The organism is Nonomuraea monospora, from assembly GCF_039531895.1.
Classification (GTDB): domain Bacteria; phylum Actinomycetota; class Actinomycetes; order Streptosporangiales; family Streptosporangiaceae; genus Nonomuraea; species Nonomuraea monospora.
Genome location: NZ_BAAAQX010000055.1, coordinates 1 through 19,651, shown reverse-complemented (window position 1 = coordinate 19,651; position 19,651 = coordinate 1). Strand labels below are relative to the sequence as shown.

Annotated in this window: 13 protein-coding genes; 11 read left to right on the top strand and 2 right to left on the bottom strand. The window is 71.2% G+C overall.

Annotation, left to right across the window (positions count from 1 at the left end):
- The first annotated feature begins 3 nt into the window (after positions 1–3).
- The 5 genes from ABD331_RS55735 (at position 4) to ABD331_RS55715 (ending at position 12,772) form a co-directional block, all read left to right on the top strand.
- Positions 4–4,635 carry a DEAD/DEAH box helicase gene (locus tag ABD331_RS55735; protein WP_344494824.1) on the top strand — a complete coding sequence of 1,544 codons (4,632 nt, stop codon included), beginning with the start codon at positions 4–6 and terminating at the stop codon, positions 4,633–4,635.
- Between the two features lie 76 nt (positions 4,636–4,711).
- On the top strand, positions 4,712–6,202 hold the full coding sequence (locus ABD331_RS55730; protein WP_344494822.1) for a TIGR02677 family protein: 1,491 nt from the start codon (positions 4,712–4,714) through the stop codon (positions 6,200–6,202).
- Positions 6,199–7,539 (top strand): TIGR02678 family protein, encoded by a 1,341-nt coding sequence (locus tag ABD331_RS55725; RefSeq protein ID WP_344494820.1) that lies wholly within the window; start codon positions 6,199–6,201, stop codon positions 7,537–7,539. Before ABD331_RS55730 ends, ABD331_RS55725 begins: the two co-directional genes overlap by 4 nt.
- The gene (locus ABD331_RS55720; RefSeq protein ID WP_344494818.1) at positions 7,536–11,543 is read left to right on the top strand and encodes a TIGR02680 family protein; all 4,008 of its coding nucleotides are present in this window, start codon (positions 7,536–7,538) and stop codon (positions 11,541–11,543) included. Before ABD331_RS55725 ends, ABD331_RS55720 begins: the two co-directional genes overlap by 4 nt.
- A gap of 29 nt (positions 11,544–11,572) precedes the next feature.
- Positions 11,573–12,772 (top strand): TIGR02679 family protein, encoded by a 1,200-nt coding sequence (locus ABD331_RS55715; protein ID WP_344494816.1) that lies wholly within the window; start codon positions 11,573–11,575, stop codon positions 12,770–12,772.
- 84 nt (positions 12,773–12,856) lie between these two features.
- Here the strand turns inward: ABD331_RS55715 and ABD331_RS55710 are convergent, their stop codons facing one another.
- Together ABD331_RS55710 and ABD331_RS55705 are read right to left on the bottom strand one after the other, a co-directional pair.
- Positions 12,857–13,060 (bottom strand): DUF397 domain-containing protein, encoded by a 204-nt coding sequence (locus ABD331_RS55710; protein ID WP_344494814.1) that lies wholly within the window; start codon positions 13,058–13,060, stop codon positions 12,857–12,859.
- Between the two features lie 11 nt (positions 13,061–13,071).
- Positions 13,072–13,905 (bottom strand): helix-turn-helix domain-containing protein, encoded by an 834-nt coding sequence (locus ABD331_RS55705; RefSeq protein WP_344494812.1) that lies wholly within the window; start codon positions 13,903–13,905, stop codon positions 13,072–13,074.
- Positions 13,906–14,399: 494 nt separating this feature from the next.
- On the opposite strand from ABD331_RS55705, the gene ABD331_RS55700 reads away from it, so the two are divergent.
- The 6 genes from ABD331_RS55700 to ABD331_RS61210 form a co-directional block, all read left to right on the top strand.
- Entirely contained in the window at positions 14,400–14,684 is a 285-nt protein-coding gene (locus ABD331_RS55700; protein ID WP_344494810.1) for a hypothetical protein, read from the top strand.
- The gene (locus ABD331_RS55695) at positions 14,672–15,175 is read left to right on the top strand and encodes an ATP-binding protein (protein WP_344494808.1); all 504 of its coding nucleotides are present in this window, start codon (positions 14,672–14,674) and stop codon (positions 15,173–15,175) included. Before ABD331_RS55700 ends, ABD331_RS55695 begins: the two co-directional genes overlap by 13 nt.
- A gap of 40 nt (positions 15,176–15,215) precedes the next feature.
- The gene (locus ABD331_RS55690; RefSeq protein ID WP_344494806.1) at positions 15,216–16,814 is read left to right on the top strand and encodes an AAA family ATPase; all 1,599 of its coding nucleotides are present in this window, start codon (positions 15,216–15,218) and stop codon (positions 16,812–16,814) included.
- 107 nt (positions 16,815–16,921) lie between these two features.
- Complete coding sequence (locus tag ABD331_RS55685; protein WP_344494804.1) at positions 16,922–17,155, top strand: 6-pyruvoyl trahydropterin synthase family protein; 234 nt, start codon at positions 16,922–16,924, stop codon at positions 17,153–17,155.
- 125 nt (positions 17,156–17,280) lie between these two features.
- Positions 17,281–19,299, top strand: coding sequence for an SUKH-4 family immunity protein (locus tag ABD331_RS55680; RefSeq protein ID WP_344494802.1), 2,019 nt, complete (start codon positions 17,281–17,283; stop codon positions 19,297–19,299).
- Positions 19,300–19,392: 93 nt separating this feature from the next.
- Positions 19,393–19,651, top strand: a 259-nt coding sequence (locus tag ABD331_RS61210) for a transposase (protein WP_486348514.1), incomplete at its 3' end; no start/stop codon positions are given.

Below are 19,651 nucleotides of genomic sequence, written 5' to 3'. Positions count from 1 at the left end.
CCCATGGATCCCCTCGCCACCAGCGCGCTCATCGCCGGCACCTACCGCCGGTACCTGCGCTCTCTGCTGCCCGTGCGCGAGCCCGCGATCGCCGAGGCGCTCGCGGAGCAGATCGAGGCCAGCCCGCTGCTGACCAAGGGGCCCCTGCTCGAAGCCACCCCGCCTTATCGGACGGGCGCGACCTTGCGCGAGCTGATCGGCCAGGGGGTGCTCGATCCCGCCTTCGCCGCGCTCGGCAGCAGGGCGCTCCCACTGGACCGGCCGCTCTATCTGCACCAGGAGCAGGCGCTGCGCAAGGCGGCGGCGGGCCGCAACCTGGTGGTGGCGACCGGAACCGGCTCGGGCAAGACGGAGAGCTTCCTGCTGCCGATCCTGTCCGCGCTGGCCGCCGAGGGCGACCCGCCGCCAGGGGTGCGGGCGCTGCTGCTCTACCCGATGAACGCGCTCGCCAACGACCAGCTCAAACGGCTGCGGGAGCTGCTCGCCGCCGCGCCGCGGATCACGTTCGGCCGCTACACGGGCGACACCCCTGAGCGGGCCCAGCAGGGTGCCGCGCTGTTCGAGGAGCTCAACCCCGGCCGGCCCCGGCTGCCCAACGAGTTGCTCAGCCGCGAGCAGATGCGGGCCGCTCCCCCGCATCTGCTGCTCACCAACTACGCGATGCTGGAGTACCTGCTGCTCCGCCCCGACGACTTGGAGCTCTTCGAGCACGCCGAGCGGTGGCGGTTCGTGGTGCTGGACGAAGCGCATGTGTACGACGGCGCCAGGGCCGAGGAGCTCGGGATGCTGCTGCGCCGGTTGCGTGACCGGGTGGCGCCCGGCCGCAGGCTGCAGGCCATCGCGACCAGCGCCACGGTCGGTGACGAGGGCCCTGCCGTTCTGGATTTCGCCGCGCGGCTGTTCGACGCGCCGTTCGACGAAGCCGACCTGGTGACCGCCACCCGGGTGGAGATGCCGTCCGGGCCGTTCTGGGGGCCGCTCACCGCGGCCGACTACCGCAAGCTGGCCGTGAGCGAGGAGCCGGCGGCCGAGCTGGTCCGCCGCTCCGGCATGTCGCACGCGGGCACGGCTCTCGCCCACGAGCACGCGATGGCCACCCTTCGCGCCGCCCTCGCGGCCGGGCCGAAGCCCGTCACCGAACTGGCGAGGCTGATCTTCGGAGGGCAGGAGGAGCCGGACGAGGCGCTGGCCGCGCTGGTGGCGGTGGGCGCGGGGATCACCGACGGCGCGGGCAGCCCTGTGCTGTCGGCTCGCTATCACCTGTTCGCCCGGGCCACCGAGGGCGCCTTCACCTGCCTGACCGGCCCGCACGTCGCACTCGGCCGTCATGAGAGCTGTCCTGCCTGCTCCAGTGCCGTCTTCGAGTTCGGCGCGTGCAAGCGCTGCGGCGCGGTCCATCTGATGGGCGCGGTCGAGCCGGCCGGCCGGCGGTTCACCCCCAGGGTGAGCGGGATGGAGTCCAGGGTCTGGCTGCTGCTCGGCGACACGCCCGAGCTGGCCGACGAGGACGACGAGACCCTGGAGGAGGGGCCGGAGACCGAGGCGCAGGACGCCTTTCTGTGCGCCAGGTGCGGCGCCCTCCACACGAGCGCGCAGAGCCCCTGCTGCGCCGATGGCGCGCTGCGTCCGGTACGCCGGCTGAAGACGAAGGCCAGCTCGCCCAGCGGCTGCCTGGCCTGCGGGGCGCGCGGCGCCGGGATGATCCGCCTGTTCGAGAGCGGTAACGAGGCCGCGGCCGCGGTCCTGGCCACCACGCTCTACCAGGCGCTGCCACCCATGCCGGAGCAGGAGGACCGGCCGGGCGGCGGGCGCAAGCTGCTGACCTTCAGCGACAGCCGTCAGGCCGCCGCCTACTTCGCTCCCTACCTGGAGTCGAGTCATGCCCAGATCCAGCAGCGCAAGCTGATCCTCGACGGTCTGCGCCGCGCCGTACGCCACGATGACGACGCCACCGTCGACGACCTGGTGGACGAGGTGGTCGGGGCGGCCGGGGACGCGGGCGTGTTCGAGCGCCGCGCCTCGCGCCAGCAGCGGCGGCGCACGGTGGCGCTGTGGGTGATGCGCGAGCTGGTGGCCATCGACGAGCGCCAGTCGCTGGAGGGGCTCGGGTTGCTGCGGGTCGAGCTCGACAGGGAGCCGGGCTGGCGGCTGCCCGCACCCCTGCTGGAGCTGGGGCTGAACCCGGAGGAATGCTGGTCCCTGCTGGGCGAGCTGGCCCGCTCGCTGCGCCGGCAGGGCGCGCTGACCATGCCGGAGGAGGTCGATCCGCGCGACGAGCTGTTCGATCCCCGCCGTGGCCCGATCTACGTGCGCGGCGACGGCGCCGAGGCCAGGCTGAAGGTGCTCAGCTGGCTGCCGACGCGGGGTGTCAACCGCCGGCTCGACTACCTGCGCAGGGTGCTGGCCGTGCTCGGGTCCGAGGCGGACGCGCGGGAGATCCTCGACGGCTGCTGGAGGCTGCTCACCTCGCTGCGCGACGGCTGGCTGAGCTCGGCGGCTCTGCCCAGGCTCGGCCAGGTCTTCCAGCTCGATCACACCTGGCTGAAGCTGTCGGCGGCCGGGGCGATCCACCGGTGCGGCCTGTGCCGCAGGATCAGCGCCGTCACCGTGCGCGGGGTCTGCCCGACGCTCGGCTGCGCGGGCACGTCGGCGCCTGCGGAACCCGATCTCGACGATCACCATCGGGTGCTGTACCGGTCCATGGCGCCGGTGCCGCTGCTGGCCAGGGAGCACACCGCCCAGTGGACCGGGCTGGAGGCCGCCGACATCCAGCAGCGGTTCCTGCGCGGCGAAGTCAACGTCCTGTCCTGCTCGACCACCTTCGAGCTGGGCGTCGACGTGGGCGAGCTGCAGGCGGTCATGCTGCGCAACATGCCGCCGACCACCGCCAACTACATCCAGCGGGCCGGGCGAGCGGGACGGCGCACCGGCTCGGCGGCGCTGGTGCTGACCTACGCCCAGCGGCGCTCGCACGATCTGTCCCGCTACCAGGAGCCGGAGGCGATGATCGCCGGGCGGGTGCGCGCGCCGTACGTACCGCTCGGCAACGACCGCATCGACCGGCGGCACGCGCACTCCGTGGCGCTGGCCGCCTTCTTCAGGCACGCCAAGGAGACCTCAGGCGCGGTGTGGAAGACGGCGGGCGACTTCTTCCTGTCCGGCGCGAGCGCGCAGGTCGAGGCCTTTCTCACGCCGGTGCCCGACGGGGTGCTCCACTCGCTGCGCCGGGTGCTGCCCGCGCCCGTGCAGGCGCAGCTCGGGGTCGGCTCGGGCGCGTGGGTGCGCGACCTCGCAGACCTGCTCGAGCAGGTACGGCTGGAGCTCGCGGCGGACATCGACGCCTTCGAGGAACGCAGGAGGGAGGCCTTCGACAAGCGCCGCAGCGATCTGGCCGCCCGCTATGAACGAACGGTCAACACGCTGACCCGCCGATCGCTGATCGGTTACCTCGCCAACAGGAACGTGCTGCCCAAGTACGGCTTCCCCGTCGACAGCGTCGAGCTGCGTACCGCGCACTGCGACAGCCAGGTGGGCGCCAGGCTGGAGCTGAGCAGGGACCTGTCCACGGCGATCTACGAGTACGCCCCGGGTTCCGAGGTGGTGGCGGGCGGCGTGCTCTGGCGCTCCGCGGGTGTCTACCGGCTGCCGGGGCGGGAGCTGATCAGCCGCACCTACGCGGTCTGCCGTACCTGCCAGCACTACCGCGAGGGCGACGAGACGCTGGAGCCGGCCTGCCCGGCGTGCGGCAGCGTCGGCGAGGGCGCGCCGCGCCAGTACTACGTGCCCGAGTTCGGCTTCGTCGCCGACCACCGGACCGCGAAACCGGGGACGGCGCCGCCGAGGAGCGCCTGGCACGGCTCCACCCACATCGTCTCCCTCGGCGAGGAACTCGCCGAGAGCCGGTGGACCTCCGCCGGCGGGGCGTCGGTGTGGTGCCGCTCGGGGTCGCGCGGACGGCTGGTCATGTTGTCGGAAGGACCGGCCGGAAGCGGCTTCCTGATCTGCGACTGGTGCGGCTGGGGCACGCCGAACCGGGGCAAGACGGCCAAGTCGCACGTCAACCCGCTGCGTCAAAGCGAGTGCACGGGGCCGCTGCGCTGGCGGTCCCTGGCTCACAGCTTCGAGACCGACCTGGCCGAGCTGCGCTTCGACGCGCTCAGCTCAATGCCGCCGAGCCCGCGACCAGACCCAACGTCGCCGAGCCCGCGACCAGACTCGACGTCGCCGAGCCCGCGACCAGACTCGACGTCGCCGAGCCCGCGACCAGGGCTGACCTCTGCCGCTCACTGGCGTTCCTCTCTGTACGCCCTGCTCGAAGGGGCGGCCGACGGGATGGAGATCAGCAGGAACGACCTCGACGGTGCGGTCAACCCCGGCTCCGACGGGCGCATCGGGCTGGTCCTCTTCGACACGGTGCCCGGCGGGGCCGGCGCGGCGCTGCGCGTGGCCGGTGCGCTCGACGTGGTCGTCGAGGCGGCGCTGCGGCGGGTCGCCTCCTGCGACTGCGGCGCCGAGACCTCCTGCTACGGCTGCCTGCGTACGCGCCGCAACGAACGCCACCACGACGAGCTGAGCCGCGGCGCGGCCCTGCACGTCCTGGGCGCGCTGCGCGACCTGAGCGCCGCGTCGCCCTGAAGCGATGTGCGGAGTTGTCAGTCGTGTACGCCATGCTGGTTGAGACTCGAGAACCTCTGAGAGCCGGATGAGATCTGTGAACCTCGAAGACGCACCTGGCGCGTTCGGGATCGACGCGTTCACGCTCGACGACCGGATGCGCCTGTTCCACTTCGCCGCGGCGGAGAAGCGCCTGGAATATCTGTGGGTGCTGCGTGCCTTCGACCGCGGGCGGGCCAACTACCAGGTGCTGCTGCACGCCTCCGGCGTACGCGATCTGCTCGACGAGCTCGGCGCCCCGGAAGTGGGCGACGTGCAGTCGCTGCTCGACTCGCTGAACGACTGGCAGCTGCTCGACCGCAGCTACGACGGCACCAGGGCGGCCAACCTGGCCGAATACCGCAACAGGCACTACATCTACCAGTTCACCCAGGCGGGCTATCGCGCTTATCGCGCGGTGGAGGAGGTGCTCGGCGCCAGGCTGGAGGACGCCCAGCTGTCCAGGCTGATCTTCCCCGACCTCCTGGCCGACCTGGAGGCGCTGGCCGAGGCCAACAGGAGCGGCGACGGCGACGAGGTCTACCGCAAGCTCAGCCGCCTGGACCAGGTCCTCGGCGACATGGCGCAGCGGGCCGCCCGCTTCTACCTGATGCTGGGCGACCTGGCCCGCACGAACGACACCAGGCCAGAGGTGTTCCTGTCGCACAAGGACTCGTTGCTCACCCATATGCGCGAGTTCACCGCCGAGCTGGCCAGGTTCACGCCCCGGCTGGCGCGAGCCGTCCAGGAGGTGGCGGACACCGGAGTGGATCGGCTGATCGCGCACGCGGCCGCAGCCGACGACCGGCTCTTCCGCACGCCCGGCGAGCGGGAGGACGACTGGCGGCAGCGCTGGGCCGGCCTGACCCACTGGTTCGGCGACGGCGCGCACAGCGAGGCCGAGCGGCTGCAGAGCGCGACCGTCACCGCGATCGCCAACGTGCTCGCGCTGCTGCGCCGGGTGACCGAGGCGCGCAGAGGCGGAGTGAGCAGGGAGAGCCAGCTGCGGCACCTGGCGCAGTGGTTCACCTCGTGTCCCGACGACGACGCGGCGCACGGCCTGTTCCAGGCCGTCTTCGATCTGGGCGGCCCGCGGCACCTGTCGGTCACGCACGAGGATCCCGAGCTGATCCCGGCGCGGCGGTCCTGGTGGGACGCGGAGCCTGTGCGCCTGGCCAGAGGGCTGGTCGAGGCGGGCAGGGAGCCGCGCGTGTCCGGGGCCACCGCCAGGATCGAGCGCAACGACGCCCAGCGGCAGTGGCTGCGCGCCGAGCAGCTCAAGCTGGCCAGGCAGCGGCGCGACGCGGCCGCCTCACTGGCCGGGGACGGCGTCTACGAGCGGGTGCTCGACGAGCCTGAGACCGTCACCCTGCTGAGCCTGCTCGATCACGCGCTCAGTGCCCGGGTGGCGACCAGCCGCCGCGTCACGGCGGGCGGCTCCGCCCACGGCGTACGGCTGACGCTGCATCCCTGCGAGGGGTCCACCACCGTACGGACCGTTCGCGGGCGCCTGCATCTGAACGGCATGCGGCTGGAGGTGTCGAAGTGAGTGTCGCCGAGCAGGTGAGCCCGCTCGAGCTGGCCGACTACCAGCGGGCGGTCCGGCTGCTGCTGGCCCACCCGCTGATCACCGAGGTCCATCCGAACAGGGCGGCGCTGCCGCTGGTCCGCCGGTGGGCCGCCCAGCTTCGCTCCGACCTGCACGAGCTGCTCGGCTACCGCCTGGTGACCACGGCCAACACCGCGCGGCTGCTGCGGGTGCAGGACGATCTCGATCTCACCCGTCCGGCCGTGACCAGGACCGACCGGCCCTTCGACCGGCGCAGATACGCCTACCTGGTGCTCACGCTGGCGGCTCTGGGCCGATCAGGCACCCAGATCGCGCTCAGCGAGCTGGCCGAGGCCGTCGCCGCCGACGCGACCAGGATCGACGGCCTGGGCCTCGACACCGAGCGCAAACCCGACAGAGACGCCTTCGTCGACGCGGTGACCTGGCTGACCGAGCGCGGCGCGCTGGCGCTGGCCGACGGCTCCGCCGCCGACTGGGCCAGCAGTCCCGACGCGGCCGAGGCGCTCTACGACATCGACCGCGAGGTCGTCTTCGCGATCTACCGGCCGAGCCGGGTGCTGCAGCATCTGGGCTCGGTGACCGGGCTGCTGGAGACCGATCGCGGCCTCGCGCAGGGCGTGCACCGCGTCCGCGAGGCCGCCGCGCGCAGGGCCAGGCGGCTGGTGCTCGAGCGTCCTGTCGTCTACTACGCCGACGTGAGCGAGTCGCTGCGCGGCCAACTGCGCCACCCCGGCCTGGCCGACGACCTCGAGCGGCTGACCGGGCAGGCGGTGGAGCGCCGCGCGGAGGGCTTGGCCCTGATCGACACCTCGGGCCGCCTGTCCGACCTCCGCTTCCCCAGCGGCGGGACCCCTTCCCAGGCCGCGCTGCTCCTGTCCACGCGCATCGCCGCGCAGGTCGCCAAGGGAAGGCTGCCGACGATGCCCGCGCCGACCGCGGCCGAGCGCACTCAGGCCGGCGCCGCGAGGATCGACGCGGGTCTGCCCCTTCGCGGGGTGGTGGCCGAGCTCGCAGCGGAGGAGCCTCGCACCGAACCCGAACCCGAACCCGAACCCGCTGAGAGCGCCCTCTACCCCTTCCTCACCGACGCGTGGCTGAAGGGCGCGATGAAAGAGCTCATGAGCACCTATGGCTCCGCCTTCGCCGTCGCCTGGCGCGGCGACCCCGACCGGCTGCTGCATGAGGCTCTACGCCTGCTGTCTGCGCTCGGGCTCGTCGCCCGCGTCGAGGGCGGCGCGCTCGCGCTCCCCTTGCTGGCCCGCTACCGGGCCACGACCGCCGAGATCAAGCCACGACCCGCCAAGGAACAGACGTGACGCGCTACGTGCCCACCCGGGCCGGGATCATCAACCTGTGGGACTACCGCGATGAGGAGTTCACCTTCGCCAACGGCTGGCTGATCCTGCGCGGCCCCAACGGCTCCGGCAAGACCAAGGCGCTGGAGGTGCTCTTCCCGTTCGTGCTCGACGGGCGGATCGACCCCAAACGGCTCAACCCGTTCGCCTCCGAGGACCGGACGATGAAGTCCAACCTGCTCTTCCGCGGGCAGGACACCGCGCTCGGCTACGTCTGGCTCGAGCTGCGCCACCGCGACACCGGCCAGGCCGTCACCGTGGGCATCGGCCTGCACGCCCAGCGCCACCGCGACGCCCCGGTGCGCTGGCACTTCGTCGCCGAGGGCCGCGTCGGCGAGGACTTCTCGCTGCTCACACCCGACGACCGGCCGATGACCAGGAAGCAGCTCGTCGAGGAGCTGGGCGAGCACGCGCTCACCGCCTCACCGACCGACTACCGGCACGCGATCGATCAGCGGCTGTTCGGCCTGGGCAGAGAGCGCTACGAGCAGCTGATCACGCTGATCCTGACGCTGCGCCGCCCGCAGCTGGCCAAGAACCTCGACCCGGGCAAGCTGTCCGACACCCTCACCGACGGGTTGCGTCCCGTCGACGACGAGCTGATCGCCGAGGCGTCCCGCTCGTTCGACGACATGGAGAGCGTGGCGCGGACCCTGGAGGGGTTGGTCGCCGCCGACGAGGCGACGCAGGCGTTCCTGTCCAGCTACACCACCTACCTGCGCACGCACTCGCGCTGGGCGGCCGACGCGCTGACCCGCCGCCGCGACGACGTCGCGACTCACCGGGGAGCGCTCGAGACCGCCACGCGCGCGCTGACCGCGGCCGAGCGGGAGCAGGCGGAGGCAGAGGCGGCCATGGTGGCGGCCGATGAGGCGCTGGCCGGCCTGCGCGCCCGGCTGGAGCAGCTCAAGAGCAGCGCCGCCTACCAGGCCGTCGAGCAGCTCGCCGACCTCGAACGGCTGGTCAGGACCTGCGCGGAGACGGCCGCCACCGCCGTCACCGAGCTGGAACGCCGGGCCGCCACCACGCAGAAGGCCCGCGTCCAGCTGTCCTCGGCCCAGCGCGAGCTGGCAGAGCTGGCGGCGGCGGTCTCCCGCACCTCAGCCGACCTGGCGGCCGAGGCAGCCGCCGCCGGGATCGCCTGGAGTCCCGGCGACGCCGAGCGCGGCGGCTTCGCCGATCGGGTGGGCGGCAGGGTCGCCGCCAGGGCAGGCGACCTGCGGGCGATCCGCGAGGCACTCGCCACGGTGCAGAAGGCCGAGCAGGCACGCGACCTGGCCAAGGTGACCCTCGACCAGGCCATGACCGCGCTCGCCAGGGCGGAGGCCGCCGAGGCCGAGGCGGCGCAGGCGGTGGCCGAGGCGCGCGATCACGCCAGGGAGCAGCTCGCCTCCTGGGCCGAGCACCACCGCTTCGACGTCGCGCCCCTGGAGGCGGCGCTCGATCAGGTGGGTGAGCCGGACGCGCCCGGCCTTGACACGGTGTTCGCTGGACTGACGGCGGCTGCCGTCCAGGATCTGCGTGACACCCTCGCGCGGCTGCGCGCGGAGCGGTCCGCTGCCGAGGCCGAGCGTGCCCGGGTCGGCGCCGAGCGGGCGCGGATCGCGGCGGAGCACGATGACGCGCCACCTCCCTTCGCAGCTCGTACGACTTCGCGCGAGGCCAGGGCGGGTGCACCGCTGTGGCGGCTGGTCAGGTTCGCCGACCAGGTGCCGCCCGAGCGGGCGGCGGCGGTCGAGGCGGCGCTGGAGGCGGCCAACCTGCTCGACGCGTGGGTGACGCCGGCGCCCGTGAGCGTGGCGGCCGGGGATTCCGAGGGCTACCTGGAGCCCGGTGACCCGGTCACGCCCAGCCTCGCCGAGTTGCTGGTTCCCGAGGAGGGCACGCCGGTCGCCCCTGAGCGGATCACCGCGATCCTGCGTTCCGTCTCGCTCGGCGGGCAGAGCCCGGCGATCACTCCCGACGGGCGGTTCGCGCAGGGTGTCCAGGTCGGCGCCCATCACAAGGAGCACGCCGAGTATGTCGGGGCCACCGCCCGGGCGCGGCGCCGTGCCGTACGTCTCGCGGAATGTGACGCCAAGCTGGCTGAGCTGAGCGACACCATCACGGGTCTTGACCGGCAGCGGGCAGGCGCCGAGTCGGCGCTGGAGGCCATCGACGCGGCGCGCGCCGCGCTGCCCAGGACCGGACCGATCGCGGCCGCCCTGCACGAGCACCAGGGGGCAGCCGGTCGCCTGCGGGCCACCAGGGAGAACGCCGATGCGGCGCAGAGCGGCTATGACGCGGCCGTGGCCGCGTGCGGCGTGACCGAGCGTGCCCTGCGCAGGGCCGGCGCCGAGCACGCGCTCGACCCCGAGCGGGTCGAGGAGGTGGCGCAGGCCCTGCGGCGCTTCGAGAGCACGGCGTCCGCGCTGTCCGGCCGGTGGCGCGAGGAGGCGCGGCAGCGCGAGGCCGTCGGGGATGCCACCGAGCGGCTGGAGTCGGCGGCCGACGACGAGGCGGCCGCTGAGCGGAGCGCTGCGACGGCGCGGCTGCGGCACACCGAGGAGGCCGCCAAGCTGGAAGCACTCCAGCAGACCATGGGCGCGGAGGCGCGCCAGGTGCTGGCCGAGATCGAGGCGGCGGAAGGCGGCATCGTCGCCGCGTCCCGTACGGTCGAGTCGGCCAGGAACGCCGAGCGGACGGCGCTCACCGCGACCGCCACGGCCCGCGCCCGGCTGACGGCGGCACAGGAATCCCTTCAGGTGGCGGTGGGTGAAGAGCGCCAGACGGCCAGAGGGCTCGCGCCCTTCGCCCAGCGTGAGCTGCTCGACGTGCTCAAGTGCCCGCCGGGCCTGACCTGGCCCGCGCAGGAGGCCGACTGGCTGGGCGAGAGGCTGCCGGACGCCGTGAGCGCCGTGCATGAGGCGATCCTGCTCGTGACCCGCGACCTGACACCGACCGAGATCTCGCTCAAGCAGTCGACCACCCGCCTGACCAAGGCGCTGGACGACCTCCAGGCCCAGCTCACCGCGGCCGGACAGGACTACCGCCCCGAGTGGGACGGCGCCGACGGGGTGATCGTGGTCAGGGTCGCCGACGAGGACGGCCTGCTGCCGGTGGGCGCCTTCGCCGCGAAGATGACCGAGGCCCGCCGCGACCAGCAGCAGCTGCTCAGCGACTCCGAGCAGCGCATCCTGGAGGACGCGCTGCTCACCCGGCTGGCCCAGCAGATTCACGACCGCACGATCGACGCCCGAGACCTGATCAGGCGGATGAACACCGAGATGCGTGCGCGCAGGATGTCCTCCGGCACCACGGTCGGGGTGAGCTGGCAACTCGCCGACAACCTGGAGGAGGAGCAGCGGGCGGTCTGCGGGCTGCTCGACGCCGACGCGGCCAGGCTCGGCCCCGACGAGCTGAGCCGGATGCGCGCCCACTTCGCCACCCAGATCAAGAACGCCAGGGCGCGCGAGCGCGAGCTGCCCTACCGCGAACTGCTCACCAAGGTTCTCGACTACCGCCGCTGGCGGCAGTTCACCTTCCAGCTCGTACGGCCCGGCGGCGCGGAAGAGCGGCTCACCCGCGCCAAGCACAGCCGCCTGTCCGGAGGCGAGCAGTCGGTCTCACTGCACCTGCCCCTGTTCGCCGCCGCCCACGCCATGCTCAACTCGGCCAGACCCGACGCTCCGCGGCTGCTCGCACTGGACGAGGCGTTCGCCGGGGTCGACGACACCGGCCGCAGCGAGCTGATGGGCCTGGCCGCCCAGTTCGATCTCGACCTGTTCATGACGGGCTACGACCTGTGGGCCACGCACGCGGCCGTGCCCGCCGCGGCCCACTACGACCTGGCCCACTCGCCCGTCGAGCATACGGTCAGCGCTCTGCTGCTGGTGTGGGACGGTGCCGAGCTGCTGGCCGACGACGCCGGAGAGCTGACCGTCGCGCTCGGCTCCCCCGGAGTGCGGCGGGTGCCCGTTGGCTGACCTCCCCGGCGGAGTGCGGCGGGTGCCCGTTGGCTGACCTCCCCAGCCGCCTCCTGGCGGCTGCCCGCCGTCGCCTGGAGCGCACCGGAGGAGCGCTGGAAGGCTCCATCGGGCTGAACGCGCCCACCGACGACGAGCGGCGCGCCATCATCGGCATCACCGGGATCTACCGCCCTGAAGGCGTCAAACGGCTCACCGTGTCGCTGGCCGAGCTCGACGCCGCGATCCCCGGCGGGCTGCTCCAGGCGCTGGGCGGCCGCATCAGGGACAGGGCGGCGGAACGCGCCGCCGAAGAGGCGACCAGGGAGCAGTTGCTGGCTACTCCCTCCAGACACGCGGAAACCCCCTGGTTCGCCGGATGGCTGGCCGCGATGAGCGCCGACGGCACCCTCACCCGGCTGATCCGGCGCGGCGACGGCCACCTGATCCGCCAGGCGTGCGCCGTGCTCGACCTGCTTCCCGCATCCTTCGTCCCGCTACCGGTGCTGGCCGAGGCCGCCACCGGCGACACCAAAGCACTCGGCCGCGGCAGCCCGCTGGCCACGCTGGTGCTGCGCGCGCTCGCCCTGCGCGCGTACGGGGAGCCGGAGCGCGAAAGCTCGCGACGAACGAGCGGCGAGGGAGGCGACCATGAGCCTTCGCCGCGCGAGCTGTGGGAGTCGGCCGGGGTGGTCCTCGACGACCTGGCCAGCCAGGTGCTCGTGCTCAACCTCAGGACCCGCGGCGGCACTGTCGTGTCGCGCTGGCTCAACGACGCCGCCACACACGGCATCCCGTTCCGTCTCACCCTTCAGCAGCAGACCGAGTACGAGATCGTGCCGGACGTCGAGGAGATCTTCGTCTGCGAGAACCCCGCGGTCCTCCGCGCCGCCGCCGCCGAACTCGGCACGGCGTCGGCCGCCCTGGTCTGCACCGAGGGGATCCCCTCGGCGGCGTGCCACAAGCTGCTCACGGGTTGCCCCCGGCCGCGCTGGCGCGCCGACTTCGACTGGACCGGGCTGCGTATCCTCGCCTCCGCCCGGCAGCGGCATGGCGCGATTCCGTGGCGGATGGGAGCGGCCGACTACTCGACCGGGCTGGAGCTGGGTGAATCCACGCCGCTCACCGGCAGCCCGGCGGTCAGTCTGTGGGATCCGGCTCTTGCCGACAGGATGGGCGCGGCCGGGCGCGCGGTCATGGAGGAACGCCTCATACCTGCTCTTCTTGCCGACCTGCGGAGCACCAGGTAAGCGGGCAGGGCCGGTCAAGAGGAAAGTGTGAGGACCGCTGGCCGTGCCCGCGGGCCTGATACCCCACGCGTCCCGACCTTCGAGTCAGCCGAACTCGCCGTCCTTGACACCCATGACGAACGCGTTCCACTCAGCAACCGTGAACGTCAGAACCAGCCCACCTGGATTCTTCGAATCTCGTACGGCTCGTCCTCCGTCAGGAAGCGTCGCTACCTCGACGCAGTTCTGCCCCTCCGCAGAGCTATAGGAGGCTTTGCGCCAGCTAAGACCAGCTTGCGGGAAATCCATGCCTTGCGCCCTTACTTGAGGTGTTTGGCCAGATCTTCAATGTACGCCACCGACGCGTCCGCGCTCAGCGCGGATGCACGGAGGTGGCTGTAACTCTTCCGATAGTGAGCCACGTCCTCCGGCTTCTCAAGGAAGAGATCACCGGCTGCGCCTACCTCCACGTAGACGATGCTCGGATCCTCAGGAGCTTGGTAGTCGAGGATCGTGAACCCTCCGGTCATCGAGGTGTGCGCGCCGACCGCGTCCTGAAGCACTTGAATGCCGATGTTCTGGCGTTCGGCCATGCTGCACAGGTGATGGAGTTGGTCACGCATCACGGCGGCCCCACCTATCCGCTTGCGAAGGGCGGCTTCATCGATCACGGCCCACAAGCTCGGAGAACCATCGCGATCAAGCAAGCGCTGACGGGCCAAGCGCGCCCCGGTAAGGCGTTCGATGTCGCCTCGTTCCATGACGCGTCCGCCTTTGAACACCGCCCTCGCGTAGTCGGCGGTCTGCAGCAAGCCAGGGATGAGCAGCGCCTCGAAGGTCTGGATCTCTGACGCCTCCCACTCCAAGCCGACCAGCGCGCCTCCCAGAATGTCCTTGAACTCCTCTTCCCACCACCCGCGCCTACGGCTCTCCCGCGCTAGGGTGATCATGGCCTGACGTTTGACGTCATCCGTAACGCCGTAGACATCGAGCAGGTCCATCACGTCGTTGATGCTTGGGCGACGCCACTCGTCCCGCTCGATGCGGGTTACCTTGCTGGGCTGCCAGCCAAGGCGCCGCGCGACCTCCTTGGAGTCAAGGCCGGCCGTTTCACGGAACTGACGTAGAGCGCTGGAAAGGCGCTTTCTACGCACAGTCGGGCTATATGCCATACGCAGCTCACTCCTCGCGAATCTGACACGCCAAACATATTTGGGTATTGCAATTTCGGGATGGCAGGGAGCATCTTGAGGCTAGCTGCTTTCGTAACCGACAGTATGCGGCGCAGAACAGAAAGCTAATAAATGCCGTAAAGGTCGGGATCTGGCCGTACAGCCGGGCTACGGGAGCGGCCACGGCGAGTGCCGATCCACTGCGATTGCAGGCGTCGCGATCATCCTCATTCTGCTCAAGGAGTGATCAGCGAGTAGAGACAACCAAGCGTCCTCGGGCGCGGTGACGCAACCACCCGCCCGAGGACTGAGCCAGGAATTGGAGCTTCCTGACCTATGAGGAACCTTAATCCCCTTGCACCAGAGCCCCTACAAGACGACCGAGGATCCTGTTGGGATCTGCCCACCCATCCCGAAGAAGCGGGGAGCATCGCACGCCAACTCGTCCGCGAAGCCCTTGCCAAGTGGCGGTCGGCATGAGCGTCGAGGACTTCCACAGCGAACACCCCGAACCACTCAAGGACGGCCACACCAAGATCACCTGGTCTCCGTCCACGAACAGAGCCGTCTCCATCAGGGTCAGGCGTCACACCTGCGGCTGCGTCCCCACCTCATACGAGCTGTGCGCGGCAGCGGGCCTGGCCTTCATCCGCCGCATCGTACGCTCGTCCGCAGGCGCCCACGTCAGCGAGAGCCCCTGGCTGCCAAGGGCAGAGGCGGACAAGCTCTGGACAGCCCTGCTGGAGGGATGGGCGCGGTGAACAAGCACGCTCACGCTCCCGATCGAGGGGCACGCCATCCGGCCACGGAACAGCTTGACGACTCTTCGCGCGGAGACCCGCCGACACTCGCTCCACCACCCCCCGCACGGGACGGCGGGGAGGCCTGCTGGGACCTGCCCGCCGTACCCGAAACGGTGGGCGCGGCGCGTCGGCTCGTGCGCGAAGCCCTCACCGCATGGGGCCTGTCCGCCCTGGCCGACGACCTGACCGTGGTCGTCTCGGAGGTCGTCACCAACGCGGTCATGCACGCGAGATCCCCGATGACCCTCTCCCTGCACCGGCAGGGCCGAAGCGTCCGCGGCGAAGTGACCGACCACAGCCCCGCCTGGCCCGCCCCGCTGCCGGCCGGACCGGACGAGGAGCACGGACGCGGACTGGCCATCGTCGCGGCCTGCACCGAACGATGGGGCGTCGATCCAACACCCGGCGGCAAGACCGTCTGGTTCGTCTGCAGAGAACGGCACGTGTGATCTTTGGATCCTCAACTCGGAACGGTGGCAGAATGTGACCATGCCAGCACCCCCAGCGAAGTTCTTCAACACCACCGGTCCCTGCGACCCGCAGCGCCACTACATGCTGCCCCCCGCACCACGGCTTCCCGAGGCACGCACGCTCATCGAGATGGACCGCTACTTCGTGCTGCACGCGCCCCGCCAGACCGGCAAGACGACCATACTGCGCACGCTGGCCTCCGACCTGACCGCCGAGGGCGACATCGCCGCCCTGTCGTTCTCCTGCGAGCGCGCCAAGATTTTCAGCGACGACGTCGCCGCTGCGGAGACGATCCTGCTGGACTCGCTCCGCAGGGCCGCCGTCTTGTCGGGATGGCCCGAAGAGCTGCTGCCGCCGGACTCCTACCCGGAGGAGCAGGCGGGCACCCGGTTCTATAATGCGCTGAGCGCGTGGTGCAGCCGCTGCCCGCGCCGGGTGGTGCTGTTCATGGACGAGATCGACGCTCTGCAGGGCGCCAGCCTGGTCAGCGTCCTCAGCCAGCTCCGCGACGGCCACAACATACGGCCGGACGGCTATCCGTTCCCCGCGTCGGTGGTGCTGTGCGGGCTGCGTGACCTGCGGGACTACAAGGTCGCCTCGGGCGGCGCCCCTGACCGGTACAACGCGGCCAGCCCGTTCAACATCATCGCCGAGTCGCTGCGCCTGGGCGACTTCACCACCGACCAGATCGCCGGACTCTACGACCAGCACACCCAGGCCACCGGCCAGGAGTTCACCAAGGACGCCATCGACCGCGTCTTCGAGCTGACCCAGGGACAACCCTGGCTGGTCAACGCCCTCGCCCACGAGATCACTGTCAAAATGGGGGTAACCGGCACCATCTCCGCCTGCCAGGTCGACGACGGCAAGGAGCGGCTCATCCGGGCCCGCGCCACCCACCTGGACTCCCTGGCGGCCCGCCTGCACGACCCCCGCGTCAAGCAAGTGATCGAACCGATCGTGGCCGGCACGTCCCCGGGCACGGACATCGCTTTCGACCACGCCGCCTCCTACGTGCACGACCTCGGCCTCATCCGCGGCACCAGAGACCTGGAAATCGCCAACCCCATCTACCGTGAGGTCCTGCTCCGGGTCCTGGGCGACCGCACCGAACGATTCGTCCGCGCCGACCCGCACAGCTTCGTCCTGCCCGACGGCCGCTTCGACCTGCCCCGGCTGCTGGAGGAGTTCGTCGTGTTCTGGCGCGAACACGGCGAAGTCCTCATCCAGCAGGAGGGCTACCACGAAGCCGCCTGCCAGATCATCCTCATGGCCTTCCTGCACCGCCTCGTCAACGGCGGCGGCCACCTCGACCGCGAGTACGCCGCCGGCACCAAACGCCTCGACGTGCTCGCCCGCTGGCCCTACCCCGGCCCCGACGGCCGACGGCTCATCCAGCGCGAAGCCATGGAACTCAAAGTCTGGCGGCCAGGAGCCCAGGACCCTCAGCCCGAGGGCCTCACCCAACTCGATCGCTACCTCGACCGCCTCACCCTGCCCACCGGCGTCCTGGTCATCTTCGACCGCCGCCCCGAAGCCCCGCCATGGCAGGAACGAGGCGGCTTCGACCAGGCCACCACCCCATCCGGCCGCCAGGTGACCGTCCTGAGGGTGTGAAGAGTGTCGTCGTCAGCCGATGAGCGTGTGCTGTCAAGTCAGCTCCTACAGCCTATGACCGTCCTGGACGCGTATACCCTCATAATAGTTTCGCAAGGAGCAGGCACATGACCTTTTTATTACGGGCGCAGGCTGAATTCAGCGCTGGCCATCGCCTGATCGGATACGGAGGCAAATGCGCTTCTCCGCATGGACACACCTATAAGGCGGAGTTGCTTCTGTCCGGAACAGCGCTCGATTCATTGGGGATGATTCGCGATTTCGGTGATTTGAAGAACATCCTGCGGGCATGGATTCAAGAGCACTGGGGGGCGAGCAGCGACCGTGGAACAAAGTATTGACCCCAGTCCTGGCTCAGCCAACCACACCGGAGCGGGAGGGCGGTCACCGCGCATCGGCCCCACCGCTCCATCCGGCAGGGTGCGCCGAGGTGGCGGCCCGGCCCTGCCCTAAACTCGTCGCCACCATGGAAGTACCGCGCGACCTCCCCTCTCCCCTCCTCACCGCGTTCCAGGTCGTCGGGCTGCCCTGGCCGGACGTGCGGATCGCCCACTTCGACGGTGTGCTGGCCGAACTCGGCGAGCATCCGGAAGCACAGCGGCTGCGTGAGCACGTCGGCAAGCTGCGGAAGATCCAGGACACGTTCTTCGAGCACCTGCGCGAGCTGGCCGACGATCACGACGACGACCGCATGCTCCTGGCCCGGCACAAGGACGAGCCCTGCGTGACCGGGATACGGGAAGCCTGGGCGGAGACCGCGGCGTTGATGCCCGAGTTCCACGCGGCCCTCACGACGTTCGCCCGGGAGCTGCTGGGCGGCCCGCCCGCAGTCCCCGATTACCTGGCCGCCGTGCCCGCCTGGGTGGAGGCGCACCCTGGGCGTGGCATTCGCGACGAGCCCACCGCCGGTCGCGCGCCCGCCGCGGACGCGCTGCTGCGCTGGCGGGAGGACCCCTACGGGCCGCGGATCTGCGTGGTCACCGGCTCGCCCGCGGCCGGCAAGACGCGGCTGCTGTCCTGGTTCAGCTACTCCGGCGTCTGGGACTGGTCGGGCTACCCTGGCCCGGCCGAGGCGGCGATCTGCCTGCGCGGCATGGACGTGGACGACGCCGTGGGCGAGCTGGCCGGGCAGTTCAAGCTCGACGGCGCCGGCCTGGCCGCTCTCGACCGGCCCGTGCTCGTCACCGTGGCCGACGCCCATCGGAGCAACGACCCCGAGCGCGCGTTCGCCGGCCTCGTCCTTCCGCTGGCCGTCAACCCGCACGTCCGCCTGCTCGTGGAGCTCAGCCGCGCGGACGCCGCGGAAGGTCTCGGCCCGCCGGCGTACGTCCTGGACCTGGACGACCCGCGGGCCACCGACCGCGCCGCCTTCACCGCCTGGTACGACGCCGAGCGGGCGGCGCGGTCGCCGTTCACCGCCGGCCAGGTCTATCCCTCGCCGGGGCTGGCCGCGCTCGCCGCCCGGGCCGAGGGCGCCGACCCGGGCCCTGACCTGCCGATGGACGTACGGGTGGCGCGTGCCTGGCTGGACGCCTTGTCAGCGGACGCCCGCGCCGCCGCCGGCACGCTGGCTCTGGCCTTCGACTCGATCGGCCCGTACACGTGGCGGTTGCTGCACTGCGGCCGGCACCGCGACGCCCCGGAGGCCGCCGCCCGCGGCGTGGCGGAGGCCGCGTCCCGGCTGCCGCCGGCCGAGCCGCGCCTGCCCGCGTACGCCATCGGTCTGCCCGCCCTGGCCGAGGCCGTCGCCCCGCCTGCGGCGGCGCACGGGGAGCTGGCCGCCGTCATGCGCGGCTGGCCGGTCTCGGCCGAGCTGTCCCCGCCCGCGTACGTCAGCAACCACCTCGCCCATCACGAACGCCTGGCGGGCGGACCCGGCGCCATCACCCCGCTTCCGCTCCGCCGCCCTCCGACCAGGGTCACGCGCGAACTGCTGGAAGACCTGTACGGCCCGGACGGCGTCACCCCGCCGCACGACGACGAGATCCACCCCGCGATCACGCACGCGCCCACCCGCCGCTTCCTGACCGAGGTCGGCCTGTCCGTGGACGGCCTCAACCAGCCCGGCTGGACGGGCGAGAATCGCCGCTTCGTCGAGCCCCTGACCGAGTACTGGCCCGACAGCGTGGACGAGCTGCGCGCCTGCGCGGGCCTGCCGGACGACCTCGGCGCGCTGTTCATGCTCGACGGGCTGGACTCCTGGTACCTCTTCCTCGACGGCCGCACCGGTGTGGTGTACGAGGTGCACGAAGCGTTGGAAAGCGCCCGTGTCGCGCACCGCGGCGTCGAGTCGTACGCCTACTTCGTGTACGTCATCCATCGGGAGCGCCGGCTTTGGTGCGAGGGCCGTGACACGCATCGCGAGGCGGCCTACTGGTGTGCCGATGACCTCACGCTGGAGCTGCACACGTACGAGCCGGAGGCCATGGCAGGCGACGACGCTCTCTGGCCGCCGACGCTGGAGGACTACACGCTCCTTACCTAGGTGACTGGTGTTTTTTGATCTCTCTCGCGCTGGTCTGTCCTCTTGTGCCAGGGTGATCGGTGTTGGTCACCGGGCGTGGGGAGAGATCGAGCGATGGCAGTGGGCCAGACTCCGATGCAGCCGGGGTTGCTGTCCTCCACGGTGAGTTTCGTCGAGGGGCGGATTGCGCCGAACTCGATCTACGCGGTGCTGCACCGTGAGTGCCGGAGTTTGTTCCCGGATGGAATGTTCGCCGACCTGTTCGCCGAGGACGGCCGCAGGTCGGTGCCGCCGATGATCGTGGCGGTGGTGATGGTGCTGCAACGTCTGGAGGGGTTGTCGGATCGGGAGGCGGTGGATCGGTTCGCCTTCG